Genomic DNA, 11,011 nt, shown 5'->3' with positions numbered 1-11,011 from the left:
CCCGATGACACACTCACCGCGGGAAGAACTCCAATGCCTGCGCCAGCGGCTTGCGGGTGAGCGCGGGCACCTCGCAGTCGGCGGCAGGATAGCCGATCGGAAAGAGAATATAGGGGCGCTCCGAACCGGGACGGCCGAGGATCTCGGAGAGGAAGGCCATCGGATTGGGTGTGTGGGTCAGCGTGGCCAGGCCCATGGAATGCAGTGCGGCGATGAACATTCCGCACGCGATACCGACGCTCTCGTTCACGTAGTAGTTCTTGCGCGGCGCGCCATCGGCGCCGAGACCGCTCTTCTGCGCGAAGACCACCACGATCCAGGGCACCACATCCAGGTAGGACTTGTCCGAGGTGGTCTCCAAGGGGGCCAACGCCTCTCGCCACGCCTGCGGCAGCCGACCGCCCTCGTAGTTGATGCGCTCCTCGTGTTCGGCCGCCACTCTGATCCGATGTTTGACCTCCGGATCGGCAATGGCGACGAACTTCCACGGCTGGTGATGCGCGCCCGACGGCGCGGTATTCGCCGCGGCCACGGCGAGTTCGATCATCCGGCGCGGCACCGGATCGCCTGCGAAGAAGCGGACGCTGCGGCGGGTTTCGAGGAATTCGTGGAACTGTTCGCCGCGTTCGAGACCCGTCGACTCATCCGGACGGGGCGGGCAATAGGATACGAAGGGATGGTTGTGCTCGCGGGTTCCCATGGTGCCAGGGTATGGCCGCGCCGCGAAGCGCGGGGCGGCAACGAAAGAATCGCCGCGATTGCAAAATCCACAACGGACGATAGCGAACTCGAGTGAATGGGGATTTGGTCGAGTCGCGAATGAGCATTAGCATCCAATGGAAATACCCGCACCTACCCTAAGGACTGCCGCATGGCCAAGAAAGTAACCGTCACCATGGTCGACGACTTCGATGGCACTTCGAAGGCGGACGAGACCGTTCATTTTTCCATCGACGGCGTGGCCTACGAGATCGATCTGTCGACCAAGAACGCGGGCAAGCTGCGTGCCGCACTCGAGCCGTGGGCGGAAAACGCCCGTCGCACCGGCAGGCTGAAGACCAAGACCCGTGGCGCGGGCAAGGATTTCCGCTCGACCGTCGATCGCGACCAGTCGCTGGCGATCCGCGAATGGGCTCGCAAGAACGGCCACAAGGTTTCCGCACGCGGCCGTATCTCCGCCGATGTGGTCGCCGCCTACAACAGCGCCCAGAAGTAGCAAATCCGCGCGACGCGTCCCCGGGGTGTCCACCACCCGAGGGGGCGCGATTTTTTGTGTTTCCACAATGCCCGGATGGTCCGCATGGTCGGTTCGTCTCCGATCATGCGGACGATCGATCAAATGCGGCCGATGCCCTCCCAGCCGTCGAAATCCCGGATCTCGACGATATCGCCCGGATCGGGCCGCCATTGCGACAGATACGTCAGCCCCGGCTCGACCGGCTCGAATCCGTCCAGGAATGCCGCGATTTCGTCCCGTGCGCGCAGCACCACCGGGGTCGGGGTGCGCGACGGTCGGAATTCCCGAGCCCAGATCCAGGAACTGGGTAATGCCGCCAACAATCGCCGGACCCGACCGCGCGGTCAGCTATCGACGTGCACGTGCGGACGATCGGCCGGATTCGGCACCGCACGGCGAATGATCTCCCGCGTCACCGGCGCGACCTCACCCTCGCCGACGAAGAGGAATTTCAGCAGGTTGACCAGCGGATTGCCCTCGGTCCATTCGAAATAGACGTGCGGTTCGAGTCCGGTGCGATCGCGGATGGCCAGCAGGATGGCGGCGATGGAGTTGGGGATGGCGGTGGCCTCCACGCTCAGAATGCGGTAGCCCTCCACCTCGATCCCGGTGACCCGCAGATCGGTGCTGAAATCCGAGGCGTCGCCGACGACCACCTCCAGGAACATGATCGGTGCGTCATCGGGAATGTGACTCTCGAGCCGCTGTTCGGCCGCCTTCTCCCGATATTCCTGCGGCTGACGCTGATCCACGTCGTGGGTGACGATCCGGATCATGCCCTCGGCGGCGGCCTGATCGATCATGGCGGCGGCCGCCGCGTCGAAACTCACCTCGAGCGCGCGCAATTCGAACGAGCGGCGCGCGCGGGACAGGAACGACACCACGATGATGGCCAGAATGAACAGCGAGGCCAACTGCACGCCCTCGGGCCGCTCGAAGATATTCGCGATGGTCGTGTAGACGAAGACGGCCGAGACCGCGCCGAAGCCCACCACCTTGTGCCGCTCGCCTTTTCGCGCGGCCGACAGTGTCACCGCGACCGCCGCCGAGGTGATGAGCACCAGGACGCCGGTGGCGTAGGCGCCGCCCTGCGCGTCGACATTCGCGTCGAAGTACCAGGTGATCCCGAAGGCAATGAGCGCGAACACCAGCACCAGCGGGCGCACCGCGCGCGCCCACTCCGGAGCCATGCCGTAACGCGGGAGATAGCGCGGCACCAGATTGAGCAGACCCGCCATGGCCGACGCACCCGCGAACCACAGGATGGCGATGGTGCTGATGTCGTAGACGGTGCCGAACACGTCGCCGAGATACTGGTGCGCGAGGTAGGCCAGCGCTCGGCCGTTCGCCGCACCGCCCGGTTTGAACTCCTTTTCCGGAATGAGCACCGCCGTCATGAAACTCGTGACGACCAGGAAGCTGCTCATGATGATCGCCGCGGTGGTGAGCAGTTTGCGCGCACCGGCGATCCTGGTGACCGGATTGTCCTCCGGCTCACCCGGCGCGCTCTTGATCTGCGGCATCACCGCCACACCGGTCTCGAATCCGGACAGGCCCAACGCGAGTTTCGGGAAAACCAGCAGCGAGACCCCGATCATCGCGGCGATATTGCCGTGTTCGGCGGTGAGCGCGTGCGACCAGTCGACGACCAGATCACCGGCCTTGAACACCTGGTAGAGCCCGACCACCGCGACCACCAGATTCAGCGCCAGATAGCTGCCGACCAGTGTCACCGCCACCCCGATGGCCTCGGCGAAACCCTTCAGGAAGATGGCCGCCAAAAGGGCGAGCAGAACGAGTGTGATGAGCACACTGTGCTGTCCGAGCGCCTTGGGCACATACGGGTTCTCCACGATGTGGGCCGCGCCGTCGGCGGCCGAGAGCGTCATCGTGATGACGAAATCGGTCGCCGCGAAACCGAGCAGCACCAGGATGAAGAATTTCCCGGTCCAGCGGGGCAGCACATGGCTGAACATGGCCAGCGAGCCGCCGCCGTGCGGACTCTCCTTGGCCACCCGGCGATACACCGGGAGCGCACCGAACAGGGTCAGTGCCACCAGCACCAGCGTGGCCATCGGCGAGAGCACTCCCGCGGCCAGCGCCGCGATACCTGGCTGATAGCCGAGGGTGGAGAAATAGTCGACTCCGGTGAGGCACATAACCTTCCACCAGGAGTGTTCGTGTTCGGCGTCGCCGGGTTTGCGCATCGGGCCGGGATGCTGCGAATAGCGTTCGTCGGCGGTGCCTTCCAGCAGCCAGCCCCGGAAGGCCGAGGCCCGCCGGTCCGCGGATGTTGTCACCGTCTACCTCTCGGAACATCCCCGATACCCCAGAGCTGCGGTACGGGCGCGTGCACAGTTTCGGGTGCACATTAACGGAGCCTTAGCGGGGACGGCATTCATGGGAGGTCTCCCAAGGCGGGGGCTGTGCCGAACGAAGCCGAGGTTGTGCCGCGGGGGCTGTGCCGGATCGAGGGCCGGGGCCTATGCCGATTCGGTGGGCGAGGTCTGCCGGTAGGCGTCCGTGATCGCGGCCAACTCGGCCGGGGTCAGCACCTGAGCGATATCGGTGAAGCCTTCGGGTGCACGTTCGGCGACGGTGCGAAGGATGCGGTCGGCGGGCATATCGTGGCAGGCCGTCACAATGGCATTGGCCGTCTCGCGGCGGGCCGCGTCGTAGCGGGCCAATGCCTTGGGTACGTCGAGACCGTCGGTATTGAATGAGCTGTCAGCGCCGTCGGTATTGAATGGGACGTCCGCGCCGTCGGTATTGAATGAGACGTCAGCGCCGTCGGTGGCGAACGCGGCGGCCAGTGCGGCGGCGTCGAGGATCGCCTGGGTGCCGCCGTTCGAGCCGAGCGGATACATGGGGTGCGCGGCGTCGCCGAGGAGTGTCACCCGGCCGCTGGTCCACGCGGGCAGCGGATCCCGGTCGACCATCGGGTATTCCAGGATGCGGGTCGAGGAGGCGAGCAGGGCGGGCACATCGAGCCAGTCGAAATGCCAATCCGCGTAGTGCGGAAGGACATCCGCGAGTCGCCCGGTGCGGTCCCAGTCGGCGGTGCCGGGTTCGGCGCCGGGATCGGCCACCTCGCACACCCAGTTGATCAGCGCGCGGCCCTGCTCGTCCAACTCCTCGGCGATCGGGTAGGCGACCACCTTCGCGGTGGCATTGTCGCCCGCGATGGCCACGGTGCGACCGGTGTGAAAGGGTGCGGCCCGGCCGACGCCGCGCCAGATCCGCTGGCCGTACCAGATCGGCGCGCCCTCTTCGGGATACAGCCGTGCGCGCACCGCCGAATGCAGTCCGTCCGCGCCGATCAAGGCGTCGGCGCGCAGTTCGAATTCCGAATCGGCTACCGCCACACGAATATTCACCGCGTCGGCGGTTTGGTCGAAGTCTCGGACGGCCGCGCCGGTGCGCACCGCATCGGGGCCGAGGCGCTCGCGCACCGTCTCGTACAGCAACTGTTGCAACCAACCCCGGTGCACGGAGTACTGCGGCCACTGCTCGCCTGCCGCGCGCCCGCGCGGCTGACTCCAGATGAGATTTCCGTGCCGGTCGAAATGCGCCATCTGCGCGGTCGCCACCGCGATGCGGGCCAGCGCGGGCTCGAGTCCGAGCCCGGCCAACTCGCGCACGGCGGGCGGCAGCAGATTGATTCCGACGCCGAGCGGTAGCAGCCGCGCGGCCGAATCCAGCACGCGCACCGCCACACCCAGTTCGTGCAGTGCCAGGGCGGCGGTGAGACCGCCGATGCCCGCACCGGCGATCACCACGGAAGTCATTGCCGCCTATCGAAATTGGGGAACCGCTCGCGCAGGCCAGTCGACCTTCGGTGAACGGTAGTAGGGAATACCGCCGGTTTCCCAGAATCGCGCATGCTCGGCGAGCCGCCGCTTGAATCCTTCCCAATCATGGGTAGCCGCAGGTGACCAGCCCAACTCCGCCGTGGCGGTGAGCCTGGGAAAGGCCATGTAGCGGACATCCGTCAGCGAGGTCATGCTCTCGGAGAACTGCGGCGCGGCGACGCCGAGGATCGCCTTCTCGTCCACACCCTTCAGGTAGGTGCCCGGATCCCAGTCGTAGGCCGCATCGATCTCGATATAGGCCGCCCACATCAGGCCGCGTTTGGTCTGCGGGGTGTACTTCATATCGAGGTAGGACCGATTGGCGGGCGAGAGGATGACCGGAACACCCTTCTTCGCGGCCTCGATCATGCGGGCCGCTTCCTGCGCCGCGTCGCCCGTGCCACTGGGATCGCCTGTGGTGCCCCAGTATTGGGCGATGGTGGGCGCGGAGAGCTTGTCGCTCTTGGTGATCTCGTGCCAACCGATCGGAATCTTGTGGTACTTGGTCACGATCGGCAGCACCCGGTCCACGTAGGTTCGATAGTCCTGCGGGGTGGTGGCCCGCGCTTCGTCGCCACCGATGTGGATGTACGGGCCGGGGGTCATGGCGGCCACCTCGGCGATCACGTCGTCGAGGAAGGCGTAGGTGGCCTCGCTGTGCACGCAGAACGACGAGTAGCCCACGCTGATATCGTTGCGCGCCGGAACCGCTTTGCCGTCGCAGTTGAGTTCCGGGTACACCGACTGCGCCGCGTTGGTATGTCCGGGACCATCGATCTCCGGGATGATGGTGATCCCGCGACCTGCCGCGTAGGCGATGATCTCGGCGTAGTCGGCTTTGGTGTAGTAGCCGCCGGGACCGCCGCCCACCTCGTACTTCGAGCCGATATCGGTGAGCAGCGGCCACTTGTCGATGCGCAGCCGCCAGCCCTGGTCGTCGGTCAGGTGCAGTTGCAGATAGTTCATCTTGTAGCGGGCGAGATCGTCGAGGTAGCGCAGCACCTCGGTCTTGGGGCGGAAGCGCCGCGACACGTCCAGCATCGCGCCGCGATAGGCGAAGCGCGGATAGTCCACGATGGTACCGCCCGCGACCTTCCACGGGCCGGGTTCCCTTGTGTCGGTCTCTATTTCGTGGCCGAAGAGTTGGCGCAGCGTGGCGACGCCATTGAACAGCCCGGCCGCACCGTTGGCCGCTATCGTGATGCCCTTCCCGACCGTCATCCGGTAGCCCTGCTCACCCAGGGCACTGTCGGCATTCTTGTTGAGTGTCAACGCGATTCCCGAAGCGATCGACCCCTGTGCGGGCACCACCGGCAATCGGAATCCGGTAGGTGTCCGCAGCAGGTCCGCCAGCAGTCCGGCGGGCAGCTCCGCACCGGGATCGGCCGCGATCGAATCGTCCTCGCTCAGTGTGTAGTCGGCATTGGAGTCGGGGTGCACCTGCGCCGGTATGGGGAGCACATCGCCCAGCGCCACCCCCGAAGCCACTGTGTCACTTTTCTTTTCATCCGAACATGCGAGCATCGCACCGACCAGGGCGAGTACGAACGCGCCCCCGGCCAGCCGCCTCATATTTTTGAACATCGGGTCTCCGTAATGGTTTTCACTTCATCCCGCCTGCGACCATCACGATCATCTCCTAATCGCCTTGCCACCGAGGCGAATTCGTCGAATGAAATGTCAACTACCTTGGCGCATATCGAAAATATTTCGTCCCCGATTTGACGCAGACCCGAGGACGCGCCGAGTCATACCGCCTTGCAGGCGATTTGTAGTCCCGTGACCAGAATTGGTGTCCGTGGTCGTAGCACTCGACGCGTCGGCGTAGATGTAGTACGAATTGCTCGGCGTGATGGGCACGACATTCACCTGCCGGGTTATCGAGAACGCGGTGTCGGCGTTGTACCGGTGCATCCGGCATCCACACCCACGACGAAGGGGCCGGAGATTCTCCGGCCCCCTTCATGTCCGCCACTACCAGGTGACCGGCAGCGAGATCACCCCCGCGATCTCGTAGACGCCTCGCAGCGGCACATCCCCCGACGGCACGGCCAACCGGAGTCCTGGAAAGCGGGCCAGCAGTTCGCGCCACACCACCCGCATCTCCGTGCGCGCCAACTGTTGTCCCAAGCACTGGTGCACACCGTGACCGAAAGCCAGGTGCCCCACCGCGCCGCGCCGCAGGTCCAACTCGTCGGGATTGTCGAACCGGCGCGCGTCCCGATTGCCCGCCTGGATCGAAAGTGCCACCGTCTCACCGGATTTCACTTGAGCGCCCGCGATATCGACATCGCGGGCCGCCGTGCGGATCAGCAGGTGGGCGATGCTGAGATAGCGCAGCATCTCCTCGATCGCACCGTCGATCAGATCCGGATCGGCTTGCAACGACGCCAGTTGATCGGGATTGCTCAGCAGCGCGAAGGTGCCCAGGGCGAGCATATTCGCGGTGGTGTCGAGGCCCGCCGCGAGCAGCAGACCGCCGACGCCCACCAATTCCTCATCGGTGAGGTCGGTGGCGGTCAGATCGGTGAGCAGATCATCGGTCGGGTGCGCGCGCTTGGCGAGGATCAACGCCCGAATGTAGTCGAACAACTCGTCCAATCGGGCCTGCGTATTCGCCCGAGCTTCCGCCGGTGTGGCCGCGGGATTGTTCATGCGGCGGAAGCGGTCGTGATCGGCTTGCGGCACGCCCAGCAGCGTGCAGATCATCAACTCGGGAACCGGGCGGGCCAGTGCGGTCACCAAGTCGACCGGACCGCCCGCGCGAGCCATCTCGTCCAGGCACTCGGTGGTGAATTCCGCTACGCGGTCGGCTAGTTGACGCATCCGACGCACCGTGAACCGGCCTGCGAGCAGCTTTCGGAATCGGGTGTGCTCGGGCGGATCGGTATTGAGGAACTCCCCCGGCGGCACTCGCAGCGGCGCGGCGTCGGAAAGCACCGGTTGATGGTGTCGTCGCAGCTCATTGCTGAAATCCGGATGGGCGAGCACGGTGCGGATGGTCGCGTGGTCGGTGGCCAGCCAGCCGAGGTGGCCATCCGGGAAGCGCAAGCGGACCAAGGGTTCTCGCGCGCACAATTCGGTGAGCTCCGCGGGTGGGTCGAAAGGGCGTCCGGTCGGCCGCCGGATCGGCAGGGCCGCTAGTACAGTCCTCGTTTCGGTCATCGCAACTCCTCAACATCGGATGCCGGAACGGTAGGCCGTGTTCGGCAGTATGCGATACGGAAATACCAGGACGCCCAGGTGAATTCGCGCAAAGAACGGCAATAGTCGCGCTCCGCGAAGAGGCATCGTTGCGGTGAGTCCCGGATGAACGCATACTTGCCCCGGAGGTGGGTTTCGTGGCGAGCAGACTGACCGATACGGACCGGATCTGCATTGCCACCGGCCTGGCCGAGGGGCACGGATACGCCGAAATAGCCAGGCAATTGGAGCGCCCGACCTCCACCATCAGCCGGGAGGTCGGCCGAAATGGCGGACCGGGCCGCTACAGCGCCGAATTGGCGCATCTGGCCGCCCGACGGCGCGCGCGGCGCGATCGACGCCGCCCCGCCGATGCCGAAACCTTCGATATCCCCTCCGAATCCGGGCGCGATCCGGAGGTCGTGCGCGCCCTCGCCGAACGCATCGCCGCACTGCTCAACCGCGACAATCGCACCCCGAGGACCGCGGCGCGCACACTGGCCTGCCTGCTGCTCACCGATACCGGCAGCCTGACCGCCGCCGAGCTGACCGCACGCCTGCGTGTCAGTCCCGGCGCGCTCAGCCCCGCACTGAAATACCTGATCGCGCGCGGCTTCGTCCGCCGCGTACCGGGTCCCGGCCGCCGCGCCCAGTACGTCCTGGAGACCGAATCCTGGTTCCGCTCAACACTGCTCGCCTGCCAAGGCGCCGCCACGCTCGCGGCGGCCACCCGCGAGGGTGGCGATCTACTCGGCCCGGCCACCCCGGCGGGCGCGCGCCTGCATGATGTCGCCGTCTTCATCGATCATGTCCGCGAAGAATTGCTGCGGATGACCGAACAGTTGCGAGCCATCCTGCTGCCCGAGGATCTCGGTCGTTGAGAATGTTGGCGCGCAGGCGATCCGCGATGCCGGTGCGGAGTTTTGCGATTCGTCCGATTTGCCGGGAAGTACCTCGGATCCGCGGATTTCGATCTGATACCGGTTTCCCTTCTGTACGGCGTCGCCGATGCTGCTCGCGGGCGGCGCGAGCTCCCCGGCGAACCGCCGCGGCGCTGCTAAATAACACCTTGTCACAAGCAGTTTCTCCCTGACGTCCCGCCGCCGCGTCCGACCCGAACCCACTGCGGCACAACGCCATATCCGTAGGTCCTGACCAGCGCATCACCCGCATCGGCCATTTCCGAAACTCACCCGGTGCGGTAGCTTTTCATGATCGCTAGCCAGACACACACGTCACCGCGAACAGGGGGTTGTTCGCGGCGACAACGATGAGGGGGCGCGGTGAACGAGTTCGAACGTACGGCACTGGTTTCCGCGTGGCGACAAGTGCTGACAGCTGAGGACGGGTCGGCACATCGACTCGCCGAGTGGATCGACGCGCTTGCCGACGCGCTGGCCGCCGATCCCTTCGACGCGAGCGTGGGCGCGGCGGTCGGCGGCGCGCTCGCGCGCGCCCATCGCAGCGGCTGCGCCGCCTCGGCACGGATACTGTATCGCCTCGGCGCGCACTGTCCGCGCCCCGACGCACCCGAGCGGGTGGCCGCCATTCTGGCGGAATTCGGCCGGGGCTACCAGGCCCAGATCGACCGAACGCCTTGCGCGAGAGCGGGATCGGAACCCACACGCCGGGCAGTCGGATCGCAGCCGATGGTGCGGTCCGAGCCCACACAGTGGGTGGAATCGGATCCGATGCAGTGGGCAGGTGATGCCCGCTTCCGCATCGTCTTCGACAACGCGGCACTGGCCATCGCGATCAGCGACACCAACGGCGTTCTGCTGGAAGCCAATCGCGGCTTGGCCGAGATGATCGGCGTCCCAGTGGAATCCCTGCGCGGGATCTCCGTCTACGAATTCGCCCACCCCGACGACAGGGCGGAGATCCGCGCCCTGGTCTACGACAAACTGGTGCCGCGCGGACAGGGCACGCTGAAGCTGGATCGGCGAATGGTGCGGGCCGACGGCAGCGTCGGTTGGACCTCCTTCGCCATCACCTTCGTCAAGGGTGTCGACGGCAGGCGCGACTATCTGCTCGCGGTGGGCGAGGACGTCACCGAACGCCGCCGCCTCCAGGACGAACTGCACCGCCAAGCCAGACACGACCCGCTCACCGGCCTGCCCAACCGCCGCCACCTGCTCGAACGTATCGCCACCACCATCGACACCGCGCGCGGCGACGACCAGATCGGCCTTTGCTTCGCCGATCTGGACCGTTTCAAGCAGGTCAACGATCATTTCGGCCACGGCGTCGGCGACCGGGTCCTCACCGCGGTCGCCACCCGCCTGCACGAGAGCGTGCGCGGACACGACTGCCTCGTCGCCCGGATCGGCGGCGACGAATTCGTCGCGCTCATCCCGCCGCCCGCCGACGACCACCGCGTCACCACCATCGCCCACCGCCTGCGCGCCGCCCTCACCGATCCGATAGTCATCGGCGAGCACCATTTACGCGTCTCCGCCAGTATCGGCACCGTGCGCACCGAGGTCTCGGGCGCACACGCCGAATCCCTGCTCGACGCCGCCGACACCGAGCTATATCGGGCCAAGGCCCACACCCACACCCACCTCCTGTCCAACCACCGCTGATCCCACCGCGCGGGAGTGGGGTGTCGAATATTGAGACCGGTGCCAGTGGGGCGGGGCGACACGCCGATTGGTTGCTCGATCGACGTGCCGAGCGAAACGTTGTCGTTCGCCGATGCGACATCATCCAGCGGGACGGTGTCTTTCCGGGCACCGGC

The 11,011-nt window shown here is 66.0% G+C and carries 9 protein-coding genes; 3 read left to right on the top strand and 6 right to left on the bottom strand.

Annotated features, from left to right (window positions below; all coding sequences use genetic code 11):
* Nucleotides 1-13 precede the first annotated feature (13 nt).
* The gene (locus D5S18_RS29280; protein WP_120044335.1) at nucleotides 14-700 is read right to left on the bottom strand and encodes a nitroreductase family protein; all 687 of its coding nucleotides are present in this window, start codon (nucleotides 698-700) and stop codon (nucleotides 14-16) included.
* 171 nt (nucleotides 701-871) lie between these two features.
* Between D5S18_RS29280 and D5S18_RS29275 the strand changes: the two genes are divergently transcribed.
* Nucleotides 872-1,216 carry a histone-like nucleoid-structuring protein Lsr2 gene (locus D5S18_RS29275; RefSeq protein WP_120044334.1) on the top strand — a complete coding sequence of 115 codons (345 nt, stop codon included), beginning with the start codon at nucleotides 872-874 and terminating at the stop codon, nucleotides 1,214-1,216.
* A 119-nt stretch (nucleotides 1,217-1,335) separates the two neighbouring features.
* Here D5S18_RS29275 and D5S18_RS29270 read toward each other — a convergent pair whose 3' ends face one another.
* The 5 genes from D5S18_RS29270 to D5S18_RS29250 form a co-directional block, all read right to left on the bottom strand.
* A complete protein-coding gene (locus D5S18_RS29270) occupies nucleotides 1,336-1,560 on the bottom strand; it encodes an SAM-dependent methyltransferase (protein ID WP_120044333.1) in 225 nt (74 codons plus the stop codon).
* Between the two features lie 21 nt (nucleotides 1,561-1,581).
* Nucleotides 1,582-3,444, bottom strand: coding sequence for an APC family permease (locus D5S18_RS29265; RefSeq protein WP_239004087.1), 1,863 nt, complete (start codon nucleotides 3,442-3,444; stop codon nucleotides 1,582-1,584).
* 276 nt (nucleotides 3,445-3,720) lie between these two features.
* Nucleotides 3,721-5,025 (bottom strand): flavin-dependent oxidoreductase, encoded by a 1,305-nt coding sequence (locus tag D5S18_RS29260; RefSeq protein WP_120044332.1) that lies wholly within the window; start codon nucleotides 5,023-5,025, stop codon nucleotides 3,721-3,723.
* A 6-nt stretch (nucleotides 5,026-5,031) separates the two neighbouring features.
* Nucleotides 5,032-6,576 (bottom strand): beta-N-acetylhexosaminidase, encoded by a 1,545-nt coding sequence (locus D5S18_RS29255; RefSeq protein ID WP_239004070.1) that lies wholly within the window; start codon nucleotides 6,574-6,576, stop codon nucleotides 5,032-5,034.
* 486 nt (nucleotides 6,577-7,062) lie between these two features.
* A complete protein-coding gene (locus D5S18_RS29250; RefSeq protein WP_120044331.1) occupies nucleotides 7,063-8,253 on the bottom strand; it encodes a cytochrome P450 in 1,191 nt (396 codons plus the stop codon).
* Nucleotides 8,254-8,429: 176 nt separating this feature from the next.
* On the opposite strand from D5S18_RS29250, the gene D5S18_RS29245 reads away from it, so the two are divergent.
* Complete coding sequence (locus D5S18_RS29245) at nucleotides 8,430-9,152, top strand: GbsR/MarR family transcriptional regulator (protein WP_120044522.1); 723 nt, start codon at nucleotides 8,430-8,432, stop codon at nucleotides 9,150-9,152.
* Nucleotides 9,153-9,554: 402 nt separating this feature from the next.
* A complete protein-coding gene (locus D5S18_RS29240; RefSeq protein ID WP_120044330.1) occupies nucleotides 9,555-10,856 on the top strand; it encodes a sensor domain-containing diguanylate cyclase in 1,302 nt (433 codons plus the stop codon).
* Nucleotides 10,857-11,011 lie beyond the last annotated feature (155 nt).

The organism is Nocardia panacis (assembly GCF_003598715.1).
Classification (GTDB): Bacteria; Actinomycetota; Actinomycetes; order Mycobacteriales; family Mycobacteriaceae; genus Nocardia; species Nocardia panacis.
Note: the sequence above shows the minus strand (reverse complement) of the source record. Positions and strands in the feature narration are given on the sequence as shown.